The organism is Streptomyces sp. NPDC053560, assembly GCF_044544605.1.
Taxonomy (GTDB): Bacteria; Actinomycetota; Actinomycetes; order Streptomycetales; family Streptomycetaceae; genus Streptomyces.
Map to the genome: position 1 here is coordinate 13,831 of NZ_JBITXI010000006.1, position 19,311 is coordinate 33,141.

The 19,311-nt window shown below is 73.1% G+C and carries 21 protein-coding genes and 1 pseudogene; 8 read left to right on the top strand and 14 right to left on the bottom strand.

Features of this window, described 5'->3' with window-relative positions; genetic code table 11:
- Positions 1-58 precede the first annotated feature (58 nt).
- Positions 59-514: a hypothetical protein gene (locus ACIGQF_RS15475; protein ID WP_399710189.1), complete on the top strand. Its 456-nt coding sequence runs from the start codon at positions 59-61 to the stop codon at positions 512-514.
- Between the two features lie 551 nt (positions 515-1,065).
- On the opposite strand, the gene ACIGQF_RS15480 is transcribed toward ACIGQF_RS15475, so the two are convergent.
- The 4 genes from ACIGQF_RS15480 to ACIGQF_RS15495 all read right to left on the bottom strand — a co-directional run bounded on the left by ACIGQF_RS15480 (position 1,066) and on the right by ACIGQF_RS15495 (position 3,520).
- On the bottom strand, positions 1,066-1,998 hold the full coding sequence (locus ACIGQF_RS15480; RefSeq protein WP_052867834.1) for an RNA polymerase sigma factor SigF: 933 nt from the start codon (positions 1,996-1,998) through the stop codon (positions 1,066-1,068).
- A gap of 43 nt (positions 1,999-2,041) precedes the next feature.
- Complete coding sequence (locus ACIGQF_RS15485; RefSeq protein ID WP_361564011.1) at positions 2,042-2,455, bottom strand: anti-sigma regulatory factor; 414 nt, start codon at positions 2,453-2,455, stop codon at positions 2,042-2,044.
- Between the two features lie 266 nt (positions 2,456-2,721).
- The gene (locus ACIGQF_RS15490) at positions 2,722-3,210 is read right to left on the bottom strand and encodes a GNAT family N-acetyltransferase (RefSeq protein WP_399710191.1); all 489 of its coding nucleotides are present in this window, start codon (positions 3,208-3,210) and stop codon (positions 2,722-2,724) included.
- A gap of 49 nt (positions 3,211-3,259) precedes the next feature.
- The gene (locus tag ACIGQF_RS15495; RefSeq protein WP_361564015.1) at positions 3,260-3,520 is read right to left on the bottom strand and encodes a UBP-type zinc finger domain-containing protein; all 261 of its coding nucleotides are present in this window, start codon (positions 3,518-3,520) and stop codon (positions 3,260-3,262) included.
- A gap of 40 nt (positions 3,521-3,560) precedes the next feature.
- Here ACIGQF_RS15495 and ACIGQF_RS15500 point away from each other — a divergent pair, with 40 nt between their 5' ends.
- Positions 3,561-5,168, top strand: a complete 1,608-nt coding sequence (locus tag ACIGQF_RS15500; protein ID WP_399710194.1) for a Na+/H+ antiporter — start codon at positions 3,561-3,563, stop codon at positions 5,166-5,168.
- Between the two features lie 42 nt (positions 5,169-5,210).
- Here the strand turns inward: ACIGQF_RS15500 and ACIGQF_RS15505 are convergent, their stop codons facing one another.
- The 3 genes from ACIGQF_RS15505 to ACIGQF_RS15515 form a co-directional block, all read right to left on the bottom strand.
- Positions 5,211-6,104 carry a 1-aminocyclopropane-1-carboxylate deaminase/D-cysteine desulfhydrase gene (locus ACIGQF_RS15505; RefSeq protein ID WP_399710949.1) on the bottom strand — a complete coding sequence of 298 codons (894 nt, stop codon included), beginning with the start codon at positions 6,102-6,104 and terminating at the stop codon, positions 5,211-5,213.
- A gap of 184 nt (positions 6,105-6,288) precedes the next feature.
- Complete coding sequence (locus ACIGQF_RS15510; RefSeq protein ID WP_399710196.1) at positions 6,289-6,879, bottom strand: N-acetylmuramoyl-L-alanine amidase; 591 nt, start codon at positions 6,877-6,879, stop codon at positions 6,289-6,291.
- Positions 6,880-7,122: 243 nt separating this feature from the next.
- On the bottom strand, positions 7,123-7,356 hold the full coding sequence (locus tag ACIGQF_RS15515; RefSeq protein ID WP_361564022.1) for a hypothetical protein: 234 nt from the start codon (positions 7,354-7,356) through the stop codon (positions 7,123-7,125).
- A 125-nt stretch (positions 7,357-7,481) separates the two neighbouring features.
- On the opposite strand from ACIGQF_RS15515, the gene ACIGQF_RS15520 reads away from it, so the two are divergent.
- Both ACIGQF_RS15520 and ACIGQF_RS15525 read left to right on the top strand, forming a co-directional pair.
- Positions 7,482-8,177: a helix-turn-helix domain-containing protein gene (locus tag ACIGQF_RS15520; protein WP_399710198.1), complete on the top strand. Its 696-nt coding sequence runs from the start codon at positions 7,482-7,484 to the stop codon at positions 8,175-8,177.
- A 10-nt stretch (positions 8,178-8,187) separates the two neighbouring features.
- Positions 8,188-9,099: a glutaminase gene (locus tag ACIGQF_RS15525; protein ID WP_399710200.1), complete on the top strand. Its 912-nt coding sequence runs from the start codon at positions 8,188-8,190 to the stop codon at positions 9,097-9,099.
- Positions 9,100-9,141: 42 nt separating this feature from the next.
- On the opposite strand, the gene ACIGQF_RS15530 is transcribed toward ACIGQF_RS15525, so the two are convergent.
- Entirely contained in the window at positions 9,142-9,585 is a 444-nt protein-coding gene (locus ACIGQF_RS15530) for a VOC family protein (RefSeq protein WP_399710202.1), read from the bottom strand.
- A gap of 88 nt (positions 9,586-9,673) precedes the next feature.
- Complete coding sequence (locus tag ACIGQF_RS15535) at positions 9,674-10,612, bottom strand: beta-ketoacyl-ACP synthase III (protein ID WP_399710204.1); 939 nt, start codon at positions 10,610-10,612, stop codon at positions 9,674-9,676.
- A gap of 189 nt (positions 10,613-10,801) precedes the next feature.
- Here ACIGQF_RS15535 and ACIGQF_RS15540 point away from each other — a divergent pair, with 189 nt between their 5' ends.
- A complete protein-coding gene (locus ACIGQF_RS15540) occupies positions 10,802-11,812 on the top strand; it encodes an NAD-dependent epimerase/dehydratase family protein (RefSeq protein WP_399710207.1) in 1,011 nt (336 codons plus the stop codon).
- 54 nt (positions 11,813-11,866) lie between these two features.
- On the opposite strand, the gene ACIGQF_RS15545 is transcribed toward ACIGQF_RS15540, so the two are convergent.
- The 4 genes from ACIGQF_RS15545 to snpA form a co-directional block, all read right to left on the bottom strand.
- Positions 11,867-12,955 carry a magnesium and cobalt transport protein CorA gene (locus tag ACIGQF_RS15545; protein WP_399710952.1) on the bottom strand — a complete coding sequence of 363 codons (1,089 nt, stop codon included), beginning with the start codon at positions 12,953-12,955 and terminating at the stop codon, positions 11,867-11,869.
- 67 nt (positions 12,956-13,022) lie between these two features.
- Positions 13,023-14,294, bottom strand: coding sequence for a CynX/NimT family MFS transporter (locus ACIGQF_RS15550; RefSeq protein ID WP_399710209.1), 1,272 nt, complete (start codon positions 14,292-14,294; stop codon positions 13,023-13,025).
- Positions 14,291-14,983: a FadR/GntR family transcriptional regulator gene (locus tag ACIGQF_RS15555; protein ID WP_399710211.1), complete on the bottom strand. Its 693-nt coding sequence runs from the start codon at positions 14,981-14,983 to the stop codon at positions 14,291-14,293. The genes ACIGQF_RS15550 and ACIGQF_RS15555 overlap by 4 nt, the downstream gene beginning before the upstream one ends.
- 423 nt (positions 14,984-15,406) lie before the next feature.
- Positions 15,407-16,057, bottom strand: a complete 651-nt coding sequence (snpA, locus tag ACIGQF_RS15560) for a snapalysin (protein ID WP_399710213.1) — start codon at positions 16,055-16,057, stop codon at positions 15,407-15,409.
- Between the two features lie 227 nt (positions 16,058-16,284).
- On the opposite strand from snpA, the gene ACIGQF_RS15565 reads away from it, so the two are divergent.
- From ACIGQF_RS15565 to ACIGQF_RS15575, 3 genes and pseudogenes are all read left to right on the top strand, one after another.
- Positions 16,285-17,232 (top strand): LysR family transcriptional regulator, encoded by a 948-nt coding sequence (locus ACIGQF_RS15565; protein ID WP_399710215.1) that lies wholly within the window; start codon positions 16,285-16,287, stop codon positions 17,230-17,232.
- Positions 17,233-17,465: 233 nt separating this feature from the next.
- Positions 17,466-17,870 (top strand): YciI family protein, encoded by a 405-nt coding sequence (locus ACIGQF_RS15570; protein ID WP_399710954.1) that lies wholly within the window; start codon positions 17,466-17,468, stop codon positions 17,868-17,870.
- A 13-nt stretch (positions 17,871-17,883) separates the two neighbouring features.
- Positions 17,884-18,688: pseudogene (locus tag ACIGQF_RS15575) on the top strand (DUF6596 domain-containing protein).
- Here the strand turns inward: ACIGQF_RS15575 and ACIGQF_RS15580 are convergent.
- Positions 18,636-19,061 carry a hypothetical protein gene (locus ACIGQF_RS15580; protein ID WP_399710217.1) on the bottom strand — a complete coding sequence of 142 codons (426 nt, stop codon included), beginning with the start codon at positions 19,059-19,061 and terminating at the stop codon, positions 18,636-18,638. The pseudogene ACIGQF_RS15575 and the gene ACIGQF_RS15580 overlap by 53 nt on opposite strands.
- Positions 19,062-19,311 lie beyond the last annotated feature (250 nt).

Genomic DNA, 19,311 nt, shown 5'->3' on the forward strand with positions numbered 1-19,311 from the left:
GTACGGGGGCCCAGCCCTGCCCGTCAGGTGGACCGGGGCCCGGCAGTACCCTGCAGGGGTGAGCAGCAGCAAGCAGAACCGCACCGCAGCCGCCCCCGCGCCCGCACCCGAACCGGCCGGTCCGCGGCCGCGCCGGCTGACCGCAGCGGCTGTGCTCACCGGCCTGGAGGGTCTCGCGCTGGCGGCGCTGGGCGTCTACATGCTGGTCGACGGGCTCACCGGCTCGCCGGACAGCCCGCGCCAGGCCGAGATGGGCGGCATCACCATGATCGTGCTGGCGCTGCTGCCGCTGATCGCCGCGCGCGGACTGTGGCTGCGGCGGCGCTGGAGCCGCGGGCCCTCGCTGATCACTCAGATCGTGGCGCTGCCGGTGGCGTGGACGCTGATCAACGGCGGCGGCGCGCTGCTCGCGGGCGGCGTGGTGCTGGGCGTGGTGGCCCTCCTCGTCCTCGGCCTGCTGGTCAACCCGACAGCCACCGAAGCCCTGGGCATCGGCCCGCGCGAGGACGCGTAGCGCCCACTGACCGCGGGCGTCCGACTCCGGGGCGTCCGACTCCGCGGGCGCGGCTGTTCGGCGGCCTGCGTCCGCCGTGCTGCCAGTGCCGCACGCCGGCGCCCGATCCGCCGTTCCGACGCCAGGCCTCGACCGTGGCGGCCCGGCAATGACGGCGTACGGCCCTGCGGGGCCACGGCACCTCGGTCGCGGGGCCGCTGGGCACCCGGCTGCGCCCGCGCAAGCGCTCGGCGCGTTCCGCCGGTGTCGGCGTGGGGTGTAGTCATGCGCTGGGTCTACGCGGGCGTGGCAGGGGGCGTGGGCATCGGTTGCGCACCGGCGGGCGTGGAGACGTGGAGAGGCCGTGCGCCGGGCTTGTGCGGGCGGTATGGCGACGGGCGTGGGCCCGAGGCCGTGCGCCGGGCTTGTGCGGGCGTAAGGCGACGGGCGCGGGTCGCACCGGGCCGGGGGCTCTCGCAGGAGCCCGTACGGCGGATCGGTGCGGCCCGCGCCCGTGGGTGCCGCGGCCGGGAGTGTGCGGGTCCGGCGGTCTCCCGCCCCGCCGGAGTGGGCTACTCCTCGACCAGCAGCTTGTCGCGGAGCTGGGCCAGGGTGCGGGCCAGCAGCCGGGAGACGTGCATCTGCGAGATGCCGACCTCCTGGGCGATCTGCGACTGGGTCATGTTGCCGAAGAAGCGCAGCAGCAGGATCTTCTTCTCGCGCGGCGGCAGATCCTCCAGCAGCGGCTTGAGGGATTCGCGGTACTCCACGCCCTCCAGCGCCTCGTCCTCGGCGCCCAGGGTGTCGGCGACCGCGGGGGACTCGTCGTCGGTGTCGGGAACGTCCAGCGAGAGGGTGCTGTAGGCATTGGCCGATTCCAGCCCCTCCAGCACCTCCTCCTCGGAGATCCGCAGATGCTCGGCCAGCTCGTGCACCGTGGGCGCACGGCCGTGCCGCTGGGAGAGCTCAGCGGTTGCCGTGGTCAGCGACAGCCGGAGCTCCTGGAGCCGGCGCGGCACGCGGACCGCCCAGCCCTTGTCGCGGAAGTGCCGCTTGATCTCGCCGACCACGGTCGGGGTGGCGTACGTGGAGAACTCCACGCCGCGCTCCGGATCGAACCGGTCCACCGACTTGATCAGACCGATCGTGGCGACCTGGGTCAGGTCGTCCAGCGGCTCGCCGCGGTTGCGGAAGCGCCGGGCGAGATGCTCCACCAGGGGGAGGTGCATCCGGACCAGGGTGTTGCGCAGCTCCGCGCGCTCGTCGGAGCCCTCCGGAAGCTTGCGCAGCTCGTAGAACATCGCGCGGGCACCGCTGCGGTCCTGCGGATCGTGCGCATCATGGGGGTGATGCTGCGGATCCTGCTGCTGCCGCTGCTGCTCGCTGTGGTCCATGTGGTCCGCCCGCTCTGCCTGCTCCGCCGCGTTCAACCGGCCGCTGAGGTCGTCCGTGCCCATTGGGTGCGGCCGGGCCTGCTGCTCGGGGATGGCCAGTCTCGGCTCCATCCGCGCGCCGCGCTCCAGATCCTTCACAGGGCCCCCTCTTCGGTCATGACGGTCCGGGACCGGCGCCGCGCTCCTTGTACAGACTGATGCTGACCGTCCGGTCCTCCGCGACGGTGGAGTCGACCTTGCCGGCCAGTGCGGAGAGCACCGTCCAGGCGAAGGTGTCGCGCTCCGGAGCGCGGCCGTCGGTGGTGGGAGCCGACACGGTCACCTGAAGCGCGTCGTCGATCAGGCGGAAGACGCAGCTCAGCACACTGCCGGGGACGGCTTGCTGCAGGAGGATCGCGCACGCCTCGTCGACGGCGATACGCAGATCCTCGATCTCGTCGAGGGTGAAGTCCAAGCGGGCTGCCAGTCCGGCCGTGGCCGTACGCAGCACCGAAAGGTAGGCACCCGCAGCGGGCAGCCGGACTTCCACGAAGTCCTGATTCCCGGGCTCGCCTGCGATCTGGGACACCCTCACCTCCAAGGTGACACAAGCTGTTTGAGCTGATATTCATGCCGGACCGGATCCTCCCGGCGGAAGGAACGGCCACCCGGCACAGCGCATGCGCTGTGTGACGCTATCGCGATCTGCGGTGCGATGTCGCCCGGGATCGGCGTGGCTGCCGACCTGGCACGACGGTGGGACTCGCAGTGTCCCGCAAACCCACGAGTGTCACTCATTGTAAGCCTACGGGTACGGACAGTGGCTAGGGGTCTGCACTGTCAAATCGGCTCCGGTTACGCTGCGTTGACATCTGCAGTCGCCGCGAGGTCGTGCAGTGCCTCTCCAGTGAGCCGGAAGACGGTCCATTCGTCCATGGGCTGTGCACCGATCGACTTGTATATACCGATGGACGGTTCATTCCAATCCAGGACTGACCATTCAAAACGTCCGTATCCGCGGTTGACGCAGATCTGCGCCAGGGCGGCCAGGAGCGCCTTGCCGTGTCCTCCGCCGCGGTGTTCGGGGCGGACGTACAGGTCTTCCAGGTAGACACCGTGCGTGCCCGTCCAGGTGGAGAAGTTCCGGAACCACAGGGCAAAGCCCACGGGGGCGCCGGACTCCTCCGCGATCAGTCCGAAGACCGCTGGATGGTCACCGAACAGTGCGTCGCGCAGCTGCTCTTCGGTCGCTTTCGCGGACTCCGGCTCGCGCTCGTACTCCGCGAGTTCGCGGATCATGGCATGGACGGCGGGGACATCGGCGGGCGTCGCGGTGCGGATCATGCCGTGAAGGCTAGCGGGCACCACTGACAACCGGCCGCGCGTCCCGCTTTCAGACCAGGGACTTGTCGGCGAAGCACCAGCGCCAGTCCTCGCCGGCGCCGAAGGAGCGCATCACCGGATGCCCGGTCGTCTCGAAGTGCTCGGTGGCGTGCCGGTACGGCGAGGAGTCGCAGCAGCCGACGTGGCCGCAGACCAGACAGAGCCGCAGCTGCACGGGGTGGCTGCCGACGGCGAGGCACTCGGGGCAGGTGTCACTCAGTGCGGCCGGTTCGGGGCGCGGCAGTTCGAGAACGTGCGTGCACTCGCTCATGATTGCCAGGTTAGCCGGAACGCGGGGACGGGGTCGTGCCATGGACGTGATGCCACTGCTGCTGCTGGTCGCCGGGAGTGCGGCGGTCGCGGGACTGGCGCGGCGCACCCCGGTGCCCGCGCCCCTGCTGCTCGTCGCCGCCGGGCTGGGCGCCGGATACCTCCCCGGCGTCCCCGAGTACCCGCTCGACCCGCACATCGTGCTGCCCCTGCTGCTGCCTCCGCTGCTGCACACGGCGGCGCTGGAGAGCTCGTACCTGGACCTGCGGGCCAATCTGCGCCCGGTGGCGCTGCTGTCGATCGGCTACGTGCTCTTCGCGACGGTCGTCGTCGGGTACGCCGCGTACCTCTTGATCCCGGACCTGCCGCTGACCGCGGCCCTCGTACTGGGGGCGGTCATCGCGCCTCCGGACGCGGTGGCGGCCACCGCCATCGCGCGCCGGCTGCGGCTGCCAGGCCGGATCACGACCATCCTGCAGGGCGAGTCGCTGGTCAACGACGCCACCGCGATCACCGCCTACAAGGTGGCGCTGGCCGCCGCCGTCGGTGAGGGCGCGACCTGGGCGGGCGGCCTGAAGGAGTTCGCGATCGCGGCGGTCGGCGGCGTCGGGATCGGGCTGGTCCTCATGGGGCCGCTGCACTGGCTGCGCTGCAAGCTGCGGGACTCGGCGCTGCTGGAGAACACCCTGTCGCTGCTCATCCCGTTCGTGGCGTACGCGGCGGCGGAGCAGGTGGGGGCCTCCGGAGTGCTCGCCGTCGTGGTGGTCGCGCTCTACCTCGGGCACCGCTCGTGGCAGGTGAACTTCGAGACGCGGCTCCAGGAGGCCGCGGTGTGGTCGATGGTCTCCTTCGTGCTGGAGTCCGCGGTCTTCGCGCTGATCGGGCTCCAGCTGCCGGTCGTGCTGCGGGGGCTGGGGGAGTTCAGTGCCGCGCAGGCCCTCACGTACGCCGCGGTGGTCTTCGTGGTGGTCGTGGTCGCGCGCTTCGTGTGGGTCTTCCCCGCGACCTACTTGCCCCGGTGGCTGTCGCCGCGCATCCGGGAGCGCGAGCCCGAGGTGACCCGGGCGGCGCCGGTGATCGTCGGATGGGCCGGGATGCGCGGCGTGGTCTCGCTGGCGATCGCGTTCTCCATCCCGGCGACGATGCACGACGGGGAGGCGTTCCCCGCGCGCAACCTGATGCTCTTCCTGACCTTCAGCACCGTCATCGGCACCCTCGTGATCCAGGGGCTGACGCTGCCGCCGCTGATCCGGCTCCTGAAGCTGCCCCGCCCGGACCCGCAGGCCGAGACGCTCGCCGAGGCACAGGCCCAGAACGAGGCGTCGGACGCGGCGGAACAGCGGCTGCGCGAGCTCCTGGAGGACCCGCGCAACGCGCTGCCGGGGCCCCTGGAGGACCGGCTGCGCACCGTACTGGAGCGGCGCCGCAACGCCGTGTGGGAGCGGCTGGGGCCGCCGAACCCGGAGACCGGGGAGTCGGTGGAGGCGACCTACCTGCGGCTTGCCCGGGAGATGATCGGCGCGGAACGCGAGGTCTTCGTACGGCTGCGGGACGCGCGGCGGATCGACGACGAGATGCTGCGTACCCTGCTGCGCCGACTGGACCTGGAGGAGGCGGCGGCCTACCGCGAGACGGTGAGCCCGGAGTAGCTCCGCGGACGCGCCGTGTGCCGCCCCACAAGACCCGCCGCGTCAGGGCGTACCGGTGATCACCGCGGCCACGGTGGTGCCCGGTGCGAAGGCGCCCTCCTCGGCGCGTGTCACGAGGCCCAGCAGCAGCTTCGCCACGTATATCCGCTCCAGGGGCAGGCCGTGCCGCGCCTCGAAGTCCGCGGCGAACTCCTCCAGCGCGGGAGTGGTGCGGGCATATCCGCCGCAGTGGAACTCCGGGTCCAGCCGCCAGTCGCCGCGCCGGCCCCCGAAGGCCGCCGCCTGGAGGCGCAGCACGTCAGCGGCCAGGAAGTGGTCGGGCCCGTGGCCGCCCTTCAGGACGGGGAAGCCGAGGGCCCGCTGCCCCGGGGCGAGCCCGGCGGCCAGCCCCGCGAGCGTGCCGCCGGTACCGCAGGCCACGGCCACGACATCGGCCACCCCGGCCAGCTCCTGGCCCAGGGCGGCGCAGCCGCGGGCGGCGAGCGCGTTGCTGCCGCCTTCGGGGACCGGCCGGTACGGCCCGAAGCGCGCGCGGAGCGCGTCGAGCACCTCGGGGTCGTCCTTGCGGCGGTAGCGGGCCCGGTCGATGAAGTGCAGCCGCATGCCGTCGGCGGCGCAGCGGGCCAGGGACGGATTCAGCGGCCGGTCCGCCAGTTCCTCGCCCCGTACGACGCCTATGGTCGCCAGGCCCAGCAGGCGGCCCGCCGCGGCCGTGGCGCGCAGATGGTTGGAGTACGCGCCGCCGAACGTGAGGAGCGTGCGGTCGCCGGCCGCCGCGGCGGCGCGGAGGTTGGGCTCCAGTTTCCGCCACTTGTTGCCCGGCAGGTCCGGGTGGATCAGGTCGTCCCGCTTGAGCAGCAGGCGAACGCCGCGGCGTGCGAACCGGTCGTCCTCGATCTCCTGGACCGGGGAGGGCAGGCGCGGCCGCAGCGTCATCGGGTCGGGGACGGTGCCGGTCACGCCTCCATTGTCGGTGCGACAGCCACCGCGGATCGAATCGGTGTACGGAACCGCAGACCGCAGACCGCAGACCGCCGGGCGTCCGGCCCGCCCGGCCGTCCGGCCGTCCGGCGGTGGGCCGGACCGGCCGGAGGGCACAGCGGCCGCGCGCCCGTACGGGTCAGCGCAGCCGCTTGCCGATACGCTCCCGCAGCGCGTCCATCGTGAAGCCGCGCGGGTCGACCTTGCCCGGCTGCCATTCCAGGTGGCCGATGACCGAGCGCTCGTTCCAGCCGTGCACCCGGCACAGGGCGGCCGTCGCCTTCTCGATGGCCTCCATCTGCGCCTCCGGCCACGGGTCCTCGCCGTCGCCGAGGTTCTCGCACTCGAAGCCGTAGAAGACGCGGTTGCCGTCGGTGTCGGCCTCGTTGTCCGGCGGCAGCCGCTTCTCGGCGATCACCGCCCGCAGGACGTCGCCGTCGCCGAGCCCCGCGTGGTTGGCGCGGCCGTGGCCGACCAGGTGCACCGTGCCGTCCTTGGTGATCACACCGTGACACAGCGGGCCCGGCAGCTCCGGATGGCCGTCGTAGCAGAGCTGCACGGTCTCCTCGGCACCCGAGGTCACGGTGTGGTGGACCATCACACCGTGCACCCCGCCCCAGGGGCCCTTGTGGTTGCGGTTGTGGGTACGCCAGTCGCCGACCTCGACGACGCGGAGCCCTTCGTCCCGCAGCGCTTCGAGGAATCTGTCCGCCGACATGGGTGAGGCCATGAACGCCTCCGTTCCAGGTGCACGACGGCCGCCGATCGCGTACCGCCTCGTAAATCGCTTGTACTGGAACGGGAGGTTCGGGGTCAGCAGTTCGCGGCCAATGCGAGGCGAACCGGCCGCTTACGGGGCATACGCTGGACATATGTCCCCGCGGGCCGGGTTTCGTGCGAGGACACCCAGGGAACTCCGCCGCGCTGCGCACGCCGGGCGCCCGCGGCGGCGCACGACCGGCGCCCGCCGCCGTCAGCCGCGCAGGAAACCGTCCCCGTGCACGGCGATGTGCGCCTCCAGAGCCTGCACGGCCGCCGCCGTGGCCTCCGGGGAGCCGCTGCCGCGCCGCTCCGCGTAGTACGCGGCGCCCAGCCGCTTCAGCAGGTCGGAACCCGCGCGCTGCTGCTGCACCTCGTCGACCTTCTGCTTGCCCTGTGCCAGGCCGCGCTGCGCCTGCTCCTTGGCACGGTCCAGGAATCCCGCCATCGTGCTGCCCTCCGCGTCGGTCCATCGGTTTCGCAGACACCGGCGCCCGCCTCGGCCGGCCCGGTGCGTGCCGTACCCGATCAACGGGCGGGGCGCGGCGCCGGTTCCCGTGCCAGGCTGGAGACGTGTACCAGGAACGGCCGTCCGAACTGCCCGGCGCGGTCGTGTGGACCAAGTCCCCCGACCCGGCGCCGCGCCCCGTGCTGCCCGACGGCTGCACGGACCTGATCTGGTACGACGGCCGGCTCCTGGTCGCCGGGCCGGACACCCGTGCCCACCTGCCGCAGCCCGCCGAGCGCGCTCCGGAGTCGCCCGTCGTCGGTCTGCGCTTCGCTCCGGGGCAGGGCCCCGCCGTCTTCGGGGTACCCGCGCACGAACTCCGCGACCTGCGCATCCCCCTCGCCGACCTGTGGCCGGCGGGCCGGGTGCGGCAGCTGGCCGACCGGCTGGCCGGGGCGGGCGAGCCCGGCCGGCTGCTGGAGGGGGTGGCCGCCGGCCGGCTGCGCGCCGGTGCCGCGCCCGACCCGGCAGGTGCCCTCATCGCGCGGGCCGCGGCCCGGGGCACCCCGGTCGGCGAGCTGGCCGACGCGGTGGGCGTGGGCGAGCGCCAGCTGCACCGCCGCTGCCTGGCCGCCTTCGGATACGGCCCGAAGACCCTCGGCCGGGTGCTGCGCCTGGTGCGCGCCCTGGACCTGGCCCGGTCCGGCATGCCGTACGCGCAGGTCGCCGCGGTCGCCGGGTATGCCGACCAGGCCCATCTGGCGCGCGAGGTGAAGGCGCTGGCAGGTGCTCCGCTGGGAGCGGTCATCGCGTCGGGATAGCGTGTGGACCATGGACTACCAGGGCGTTCTGGAGGAGGTGGCGGCACAGGCGAAGCCGCTCGTACGGCAGGGGAAGGTCGCCGACTACATCCCCGCATTGGAGTGCGTCTCGCCGGACCGCTTCGGGATGGCGCTGGCCGACATCCACGGGGACGTGTACGGCGTCGGGGACTGGGAGGTCCCGTTCTCCGTGCAGTCCGTCTCGAAGGCCTTCTCCCTCGCCCTCGTACTGGCGCAGGGGGACCAGAGCATCTGGGAGCGGGTGGGGCGTGAGCCCTCGGGCACGCCGTTCAACTCCCTGGTGCAGCTGGAGTGGGAGCACGGCATCCCGCGGAACCCTTTCATCAACGCCGGGGCGCTGGTCGTCACCGACCGGCTGCAGACCCTCACCGGGGACGCCAGCACGGCGATGCTCGACTTCCTTCGGGAGGAGAGCGGGAACCCGGACATCGCCTTCGACCGGGCGGTCGCGGGCTCCGAGGCCGACCACGGCGACCGGAACGCCGCGCTGGCCCACTTCATGGCGAGCTTCGGCAACCTGGAGAACCCGGTGCCCAGCGTCATCGAGCACTACTTCTGGCAGTGCTCGATCGAGATGAGCTGCCGGGATCTGGCCACCGCGGGCGGCTTCCTCGCGCGCCACGGGCTGCGCGCCGACGGGTCCCGGCTGCTGGCGGCGCGGGACGCCAAGCGGATCAACGCGGTGATGCTGACCTGCGGTACGTACGACGCCGCCGGCGAGTTCGCGTACCGGGTGGGGCTGCCCGCCAAGAGCGGGGTCGGCGGCGGCATCGTGGCGATCGTCCCCGGGCGCTGCACACTGTGCGTCTGGAGTCCGGGGCTGGACGCGCGCGGCAACTCGGTCGCCGGTGCGGCGGCCCTGGACCACTTCACGACGCTCACCGGGTGGTCGGTGTTCTGAGGCGCTGCGGACCCGGCGCCCGGCCGGTCCGGGCCGGCCAGTTCAGGCCAACGACGCGAAGAGGTCGACGCCGTGGCCGTCCGGGTCCAGGACGACGGCGTACCGCTGGCCCCAGACGGCGTCCCACGGCTTCTTCTCGCCGCGGTGTCCGGCGGCGACCAGCTCCGCGTAGAGGGCGTCGACGGCCTCCGGGCCCGCGCACTCGAAGGCGAGGTGCGGGGTGGCCCCCGGGGACGGCGTCCACTCGGGATTGATGGAGCGCAGCGTCTCGTGGCTGTCCCACATCAGCCGCAGCCCGCCCGGCAGCTGCGCCTCAGCGTGCGGGGCGGAGTCGGCCTCCGCGGGGATGTCCAGGCCGAGGCGCCGGTAGAAGGCGAACGAGGCGGCCATGTCGGCGGCTGCCAGGCCGATCGCGGCGAAGCGGGGTGCCGGGGCGGCCTGCGCGGCGGCGCCGGCGGGGTTCTGGGGGGTGTGTCGCTCAGTCATGGCCCGAGCGTACGAAGGCGCGGGGACGGCCGTCTTGAACGAATCGGACGTCCCCGCGCCGTGCACCCGTACGGGGCCCGCGCCGCCTCTAGGGGCAGCGGACGATCTGCCCCGCGTAGGAGAGGTTGCCGCCGAACCCGAAGAGCAGGACCGGCGCACCCGAGGGGATCTCGTGCCGTTCGACCAGCTTTGAGAAGGCCAGCGGCACGGACGCCGCCGAGGTGTTGCCGGACTCCACGACGTCCCGGGCGATCACCGCGTTGACCGCCCCGATGCGCTCCGCGACCGGTTCGATGATCCGCAGGTTGGCCTGGTGCAGGACCACGCCGGCCAGCTCCTCGGGGAGTACGCCGGAGCGCTCGCACACCTGCCGGGCGATGGCCGGCAGCTGGGTGGTGGCCCAGCGGTAGACCGTCTGGCCCTCCTGGGAGAAGCGCGCGGGCTCGCCCTCGATGCGCACCGCGTCGCCCATCTCGGGCACCGAGCCCCACAGCACAGGGCCGATCTCCGGCTCCGCCGCGGCCGTCACCACCGCGGCGCCCGCGCCGTCGCCCACCAGGACGCAGGTCGAGCGGTCCGACCAGTCCACGACGTCGGTGAACTTCTCCGCGCCGATCACCAGCGCGGAACGCGCCGAGCCGGCCCGGACGGCGTGGTCGGCGGTGGCCAGGGCGTGGGTGAAGCCCGCGCAGACCACGTTGACGTCCATCGCGGCGGGCGCCGCCAGCCCGAGCCGGGCGGCCACGCGGGCGGCCGTGTTCGGGGACCGGTCCGTCGCCGTGCAGGTGGCGACGAGCACCAGGTCGATGTCGGTGGGGGCCAGGCCGCTCGCCGCCAGCGCCTTCGCCCCGGCCGCTGCCGCCATCGCGTCCACGGTCTCGTCGGGCGCCGCGATGTGGCGCGTACGGATGCCGACGCGGCTGGTGATCCAGGCGTCGTCGGTGTCGACGAGCTCGGCCAGGTCGTCGTTGGTGAGCACCTTGGCCGGCTGGTAGTGGCCCAGCGCCAGGACGCGCGACCCGGTCATCTTCTCCCCCTGAGGGCGAACGGAAGCGGAATATCGACCTCACAAGTGTTGGCGGTACGCGCGCGCCACAGGGTGCGAGTCCGTACAGTCTTCGGCGCGCGGATCTGGAGACTTCCGACCGTCACCCGCCGATTCCGCTGTGAGCGAGGCGCGGTGCGGCCGAACTGCCGTGCGGGCAGAGTCGGCACCATGAGACTGCTGATTCTGGGTGGTACGGAGTTCGTCGGGCGGGCCGTCACCGAGGCGGCCCTCGCGAAGGGATGGCAGGTCACGGTGTTCCACCGGGGCCGGCACGAGGCACCGCGGGGCGCGGCGGTGCTGCACGGGGACCGCACCGCTCCCGAGGGGATCGCCGCGCTGCGCACGGGGGAGTGGGACGCGGTCGTGGACACCTGGGCCTGGGCGCCCTCGGCGGTGCGCGACGCGGCCCGGCTGCTGGCGGGCCGGGCGGGGCGCTACGCCTACGTGTCGAGCGGTTCGGTGTACGCCTTTCCGAAGGCGCCGGGGCTGGGCGAGGAGGCCCCGCTGGTGGCGGGCGCGCCGGACGCGGGCGACGTGCCGTACGAGGAGGCCAAGCGGGGCGGTGAGCTGGCGGCCACGGAGTCCTTCGGCGACGGCGGGGCGCTGCTCGCGCGGGCCGGGCTGATCCTCGGCCCGTACGAGAACGTCGGGCGGCTGCCGTGGTGGCTGACCCGGATCGCCCGCGGCGGCCCCGTTCTGGCGCCGGGGCCGGCCGAACTCCCGATCCAGTACATCGACGTCCGCGACCTTGCCGACTGGATCCTGCACGCCGTCGAGTCGGGTCTGTCCGGCCCGTACAACCTGGTCAGCAGGAGTGGGCACGCCACCATGGGCAGCCTGCTGGAGGCCTGCGCCGAGGTCACGGGGGCGGATGCCGAGCTGCGCTGGACCGCGCCCGAGGACGTGCTCGCGGCCGGCATCGAGCCGTGGACGGAGCTGCCGGTGTGGTTGCCGCCGACGGGCCCGGACTGGGCGGGGTACCACGACTCCCTGCACCGCACGGGGGTGGAGAAGGCTTATGCCGCGGGGCTGCGCTGCCGGCCGGTGGCGGAGACGGTGGCGGACACCTGGGACTGGATGCGGTCCTTGGGCGGGCAGCTGCCGCAGCGGCCGGACCGCCCGCAGAAGGGCGTGCCTCCGGAGAAGGAGGCGAAGGCGCTGGGCCTCGCCGGGCACTGAGGGCCGCGGGCCGTGCCGCCACGCACCGGTACGGCCCGCAGGCGGCGCCCGCCGCTACAGCCAGCCGTTGCGCTTGAAGCCCCGGTGGATCACCGCGCAGGCCGCCACGATCACGAGCATGACCACCGGGTATCCGTAGACCGAGTCCTTGCCCCACAGGTGCTCGAAGTTCATGCCGTACACGCCGCACACCATCGTGGGCACCGCCAGGATCGCGACCCAGGCACTGATGCGGCGCATGTCCTCGTTCTGCGCGATGGTGACCTGCGCAAGGTGCGCCTGGAGTATGGAGTTCAACAGTTCGTCGAAGGCCGTGATGCGCTCGTTGACCCGCGCCAGGTGGTCGGCGACGTCCCGGAAGTAGGTCCGTATCCGCGGGTCGACCTGGGCCAGCGGCTCGGTGGAGAGCCGGTCCAGCGGGCGGTCCAGCGGGGCCACGGCCCGCTTCAGCTCCAGCAGTTCGCGCTTGAGCTGGTAGATCCGCCCGGCGTCGGCGTTCCGCCCGTTCTCGGCGAAGACCGCGCTCTCCACCTCGTCGATGTCGTCCTGGACGGCCGCCGTGGCCTCCAGGTAGCCGTCGACGACCAGGTCGGCGATGGCGTGCAGGACGGCGGAGGGGCCCAGCGCGAGCTGCTCCGGCAGGGCCTCCAGGGACTCGCGCAGCGGGCCGAGCGAGCCGTGGCCGCCGTGCCGGACGGTGATCACGAAGTCCTCGCCGGTGAAGACCATGATCTCGCCGGTGTCCACCACCTCGCTGGTCGCGGTGAGCCGGTCGTGCTCGACGTAGCAGGCGGTCTTGAAGACGGTGAAGAGGTTGGTGTCGTACTGCTCCAGTTTGGGGCGCTGGTGCGCTTGGACCGCGTCCTCCACGGCCAGCGGGTGCAGCCCGAACAGCTCCACGATGTCGGCGAACTCCGCTTCGGACGGCTCGTGCAGCCCGATCCACACGAAGCCGTCCCCCGAGGAGCGGACCAGGCGCACCGCCTCGTCGACGGGGTGATGACCGGCCAGCCGGGCTCCGTCCGCGTACACCGCGCAGTTGACGACCGCGGTACCGAGCGGTGAGCGCGCCGGGTGGGCCAGGTCGACCCCGTGGCTGCGCTGCTGGGGCAGGCGCACCGCTCTGCGGAGGTGGCGGATCATGGACATGGGCGGCTCCGGGGCGACGGTGGTCGGGCGCCGCTCAGTATGCCGATCAGGGCCTTCCGGTTCACCCCTCGCCCGCGACGTGCCGGTCCCGGGCGGCCCCGAGGCCCGTGAGGACCTGCGGGACGAGCAGCACGAGCAGGACGACGACGGGGACCGTCCAGGTACCGGAGGCGTCGTGCACGGCGCCCAGGACGGCCGGGCCGGTCGCGGCCAGGATGTACCCGAAGCACTGCGCCATGCTGGACAGCTGGGACGCGTGCCTCGTGTCCGGCGCGCGCTGCACGATGAAGAGCAGCGCCAGGCTGATCGCGGCGCCCTGGCCCAGGCCGAGCAGCGTCATCCAGACATAGGCCCCGGCCACCGGCGCCGCCAGCACCCCCGCCAGGCCCGCGGCGCACAGCACCGCGCCCAGCGCGGCCAGGTGGCCCGTGCGCAGCCTGCGGCTCGCGATCACGGGCGCCAGGAAGGAGCCCGCGATGCCCAGCAGCGAGGAGAAGGACAGCATCCAGCCCGCGTCGCCCGCGCTCATCCCGGCGTCCGTGAGCATGGTCGGCAGCCAGGCGGTCGCCGCGTAGTAGCTGAGCGACTGCAGGCCCATGTAGCCGGTGACCTGCCAGGCCAGCGGGGACCGCCACAGGCCGCGCACCGGATGCGCCGCCTGCCGCGCGGCGTCCGCCGGCACCCGCGTACGGGACCGGAGCTGCGGCAGCCAGACCAGCAGCGCGAGCACCGCGAGCGAGCCCCAGCAGGCCAGCGTGGCCTGCCAGCCGAGGCCCGTGGCGGACCGCAGCGGGACCGTCACGCCCGCGGCGAGGGCGGCGCCGCCGAACAGCGACATGGAGTACAGCCCGGTCATCAGCCCGGTCCGGGTGGGGAAGTCCCGCTTGATCAGGCCGGGGAGCAGCACGTTGGCCACGGCGATGCCGGCGCCGATGACGACGGTGCCGGCGAACAGCGCGGCCACCTGGTCGGCCAGCCGCAGCACGGTGCCGACGCAGATCAGCACCATCGTGCCGAGCAGCGACCGCTCCAGGCCGAAGCGCCGGCCGAGCCGCGGCGCGACGGGCGCGAGCAGGCCGAAGCAGAGCAGCGGGAGGGCGGTCAGCAGGCTGGTGGCGGCGGCCGACATGCCGCTGTCGGCGCGGATGGTGTCGGCCAGCGGGGAGACGGCGACCAGCGCCGGACGCAGGTTCAGGGCCAGCAGGACGACGCCCGCCGCCAGATAGAGCGTGCCGCGCGCGGTACTCGGGGGGACGGGCGCGGACTCTCTCGTACGGACGGCGGTCCTGGCCCCTTCCGTACGTATCGCCGTCCCGGTCTCTTCCGCTGTCATGCCTGCTCCCGAAGGGCCGTGGCCGCCTCGTCGAGGTGCGTCAGCGCGGCCCGTTCCGCGGCGTCCGCGTCCCCGGCCTCGATGGCGTCGACGATCGCGGCGTGCGCGTCGAACTGGTGGCGTACCGCGTCGGGCACGGGCGCCGCCACGACGGACCGCAGCGTGGCGCGCAGCGCGTCGGTGAGGTGCCCGTAGAGATCGGCCAGGACGCTGTTGTGCGCGGCGGCGGCGACGGTGCGGTGGAAGGCGATGTCGGCTTCGATGAAGGCCGCGGTGTCGCCCGCGCGCCAGGCGGCGTCGCGGTCGGCGAGGGCGTCGCGGAGCGCGGTGACGTCCTCCTCGGTGCGGCGCAGCGCCGCGTACCGGGCGGCGTCCCGCTCCAGGGAGGCGCGGACCTCGTAGGCCTCCAGCTCGCAGGAGCGGCGCAGCCTGCGCTGCACGGCCGCCCCGAAGTCGCTGCTGGCGCGCACATACGTGCCGTCACCCTGGCGCGGCTCCAGCATGCCGGTGTGCACGAGGGCGCGGACCGCCTCGCGGACGGTGTTGCGGCCGACGTCGAGCTGCTCGACGAGCACCGGCTCCGCCGGGATCTTCGTGCCGACCGCCCACTCGCCGGCGGCGATCAGGCCCTCGATCTGGTCGATGACCAGGTCCACCAGGCTGGTGCGGGTGGTGCTGCGCAACGGCATCGGCTGCCGTCCCCTTCCGGTGTCCGGACCGCTGAGGGGCCGGGATCGATGTGACGCGAGTACACCGGTGATAGGAACATCCCATGTTTGGACGTGTCAAAAAACCCCGGACCGCGACGGGCCGGGGCGGGGGTGGTACGAGGGACCGGACGGGGCGCCGGGCGCTGCACTGGAACGCGCCGGGCGCTGAGCTGAAACGCGCCGGGGGACTGCACTGAAACGCGCGGAGGGGTGCCGCGGTGGGGGAGACCACCGCACGTGGCGGGGGGTGAACGCGCGGCCGGGAGGGCGCGCGCTGTGGGGGGGGGATGCACGCGCGGCGGGGCTCGTGGACCCCGCCGCGCGCTTCAGTGCCGGCCCGTGGTGGCCGGCCGTCGGCCCATGGTCATCGGCAGTCGGCCGACGGCCGACGGTCCCGGTGGGTCAGGACGCCTTGTCGAGGGCGCCCTTGATGCCGTTCGCCCAGAGCTGGTCGACCTTCGCGCGCTCGTTGGCGTCCGGCTGGGCGTTGGTGCAGGACGGGCCGGGGCCGCCACCGGACATCAGCTCGCTGCACGGGCCCTCGTAGTGGTCCGGCAGGCCGAGGACGTGGCCGGTCTCGTGCGTGGTCACGCGGGTGGAGTCGTACTCCTGGTTCTGCTGGTAGTCCAGGAAGACGTAGCCGCGGCCGTGGCCGTCGGTGCTGGCGTAGGAGCCGCGCGGGTCGTTGCCCTCCCGGTACGTGAAGTCCGCGCCGCTGCCCGACTGGAGCTTGACGTTGGAGACGGCGCTGTTCCAGATCTGCGCGCTCGCGGATATCTGCTGCGCGAAGGTGGGCGCACCGCTCGCGTCGTACGTCACCGTCACCGAGGCGGCGCCGGTCTTCTTCTGCTTGGCGAGCGCCGACTTCAGCACGGCCTCGAAGAAGCGCTTGGTGTCGGCCTTCTCGGCGGCCGAACCGACGTACTGCGCCGCGGTGACCCGGTTGTCCGTCGGGGCGTGCGAGGGGGTGGCCACGGCGGGCACCGCGGCGGCGAGGGTCGCGGCCAGGCCCAGACCAAGGGCGGCGGACAGCGCAGACTTCGGAGATCTCATGTGGGGGGCTCCTTAGTGTCCGGGGGCCCGGCCGAGGTGTGGGGCAACGGCCGGGGCCCGCGGATGAACTGTGGTGCCGCTGAGTCTGCGCGAGATATTCACGGCCGCGGAGATTTCATGTGGCGATAGGACAATCCAATAACCCATGGGGAATGTGTGGTTCGCGGGGTTTGGGTGGCTGGTGCGACGCATAAGGACGTCGTTATGCTCCGCGCGTGGAGCTAGAGGTGAGGCACCTACGCGCGCTGTGCGCCATCGCCGACACCGGCAGCGTACGCAAGGCCGCCCGGCAACTGGGCATGACCCAGCCCTCGTTGACCACCCAGCTGCGGCGCATCGAGAACGCCCTGGGCGGTCAGCTCTTCTTCCGCGAGCGCTCCGGCAGCCGGCCGACCCCGCTGGGCCACACCGTCCTGCACCGTGCCCGGCCGATAGTCGCAGAGATGACCGCGCTGGTCGACGAGACACGGTCGGCGGTGGTGCGCGAGCACGGCACCCGGCTGCGGGTGGGCAGTACGGGAAGCCGTGCGGTGGCCGGCTGGCTGCGCCGGCTGCGGGACCGGCTGCCCGAGACCGACACCACCATCCGCATCGACCTCTCCGGCAACACCCTGCTCCAGATGGTCGCCGCCGGCCAGCTCGACGCGGCCTTCGTGCACGAGGTCGAGGGCACACCGCTGCGCGTCCCCGAGGGCCTGGAGGAGCGAGAACTCCTCGCCCGAGAGCCGCAGTTCATGGCCCTTCCGGCGACGCACCCGGCGGCCGCGCTGGAGTGCGTCACGCTGGCCGACCTCGCCGACGACCAGTGGATGGTCGACCCGTCGGTGGACGGCGAGTGGGCCGGGCTGCGGCGGATCTTCACCGCGGCCGGGATGGACCCGCGCGTGGTGCACGGCGACTACCTCGCGGCGGCCGACCTGGTCGCGGCCGGCGAGGTCGTCACGCCCTGCCAGCCGACCTCCCGCCCCCGCCACGGCATGGTGGTCCGCCCGCTGTGCGGTGACCCGCTGGCCGTACGCCTGTTCCTGGCGTACCGGGGCGGCGGCCGGGACACCGAGTGGGTCGACGCGCTCTTCGCCGACCTGCGGGCCGCGTACATGGAAGTGGCCTGGTCGAGCACGGCCTACCGCAAGTGGCTGGTGCGCAACGAGAGCCTGCTGCCGGTGGGGTCATAGGCCCTTTGAAGACACGTGCGACGCATCGTCCCGTATGCCGTGCGGCGGACATACGGGGCGAGGAGAATCCGTAGCGGAGGCTCGTGTGCGGCGGGGCGGAAGAGCGCCCGGAAGAAATCTTCGGGAGTTTTCCCGGCCCGTGTCGAGGTTCGGCCGCCGGCTCCGACGTCTCCCATGAGAGGCGCCCAGCGGGGACGCCGGAAGCTCCCGAAGGAGTGAGCGACGTGAAGTACATGCTGATGATCCAGGCGAGCCAGGCCCACTACGACGCCATGAACGGCAAGGACTCGGGCGCGGTCCGGTGGACCGAGGCCGACCTGAAGGCGATGTTCCAGTTCATGGCGGACCTGAACAACGAGCTCACCGAGAACGGCGAGATGCTCGACGGGCAGGGCCTGAGCGAGCCCGCGCAGGCCCGCGTCGTGACCCTCGGCGAGGACGGCGTACCGGCCGTCGTGGACGGGCCGTACGGCGAGACCGAGGAGGTGCTCTGCGGCTACTGGCTGCTGGAGTGCGCCTCCCTGGACCGCGCCACCGAGATCGCGAAGCGCATCCTCCAGTGCCCGACGCCCGAAGGCGCCGGGAACGGCCCCGTCACCATCCGGTCCATCCCCGACAGCGCGCCCTGCGACGTCTGAGCGGCCGCGTGGCGTGGCCGCGCCGGAACGCGCCGAGGACCTGCTGCGCCGCCTGGCGCCGCAGGTCCTCGGCGCGCTCGTCCGCCGGTACGGGCATTTCGATCTCGCCGAGGACGCCGTCCAGGAAGCGCTGCTGGCCGCGGCCGTCCAGTGGCCCGCCGACGGCCGCCCGGACAACCCGCGCTCCTGGCCGATCAGAGCCGGCGCGCGCCGGCTGACCGAGGCAACGCGTCGAGCCGGCCCACGAGGCCATCCGGCTCACCCGGGCGCTGCACGCGCTGCTCCCGGAGGACGGCGAGGTCGCCGGGCTGCTCGACCCGATGCTGCTGACCGACGCCCGGCGCGCCGCGCGCACGGCGCCCGACGGGTCGCTCGCCCCGCTCGCCGAACAGGACCGCGGCGCCTGGGACCGGGCGGCGATCACCGAGGGCGTGGCTCTGGTCAGTGACACGTTCCGCCGTACGGCGCTCGGGCCGTACCAGCTCCAGGCCGCGATCGCCGCCGTGCACGACGAGGCCGCGCGCCCCGAGGACACCGACGGGCGGGAGATCCTCGGCCGGTACCGGCTGCCGGCCCGGATCGCCCCGAGTCCGATGGTCACCCTCAACGAGGCGGTCGCGCTCGCCCTGGTCAGCGGCCCGCGGACCGGTCTGGACCTCCTCGCCACCCTCTCCGGCGACCCGCACCTGGCGGGCCACCACCGCCTCGAAGCGGTCCGTGCGCACCTGCTGGAACGGGCCGGGGGGACCGCGGAGGGGAGCCGTGTCAGAGCCGGCGTGTCCGCGCGGCGATGCCGTGCCCGACGAGAAGGTAGATGACGGCCGGCAGGCCGTGGTTGAGCACGACCCGGAGGCCTTCGGTGTCCATCGTGAAGATGTCCTGCGACCACCACGCGAGCCCGCCCGCGACGCTCTCCACGAAGTCGACGAACACGTTCGCCTGATTCGCGCCCAGCAGGTACAGCAGGATCCACAGCACGAGGAACCCCGCGGCGATGTCGGCGATCGTGTGGACGATCAGCGCCGTACGGGCCGTGCCCGCGCCGTCGCGGGGGCGTCGGTACCGCTCGCGGGGACGGTCGTCGTAGGGCGGCTGTGGCTGTCCCCGGTCGTACGGGGCGTACCCGGCGTCGTAAGGGCCCTGCGGGGCGTGCGGGCCGGCCGCCGGCACGGAGTCGTGGGGACGGTTCACGGGAGTGTCCAATCCGGCGCAGCACGCCTCGTCGTCAGGAAAGCGGTCATGGCCGGTGGTGCGCGTTCCGGCCGGGACATTCCGCGGCTGCGCTCGGCATCCGCATCTCCGTCTGCGCCGGGTGACCCCTGCCGCGTTACGCCCGTCCGCGATAGGTCACCAAAAGGATCCGTGGGCGGAATGCACCGGGAAATCCGCCCGGAATTCCGTGTGGCCGACCCCGCCCGCGGCCCGCCGGCACCGCCCGTGC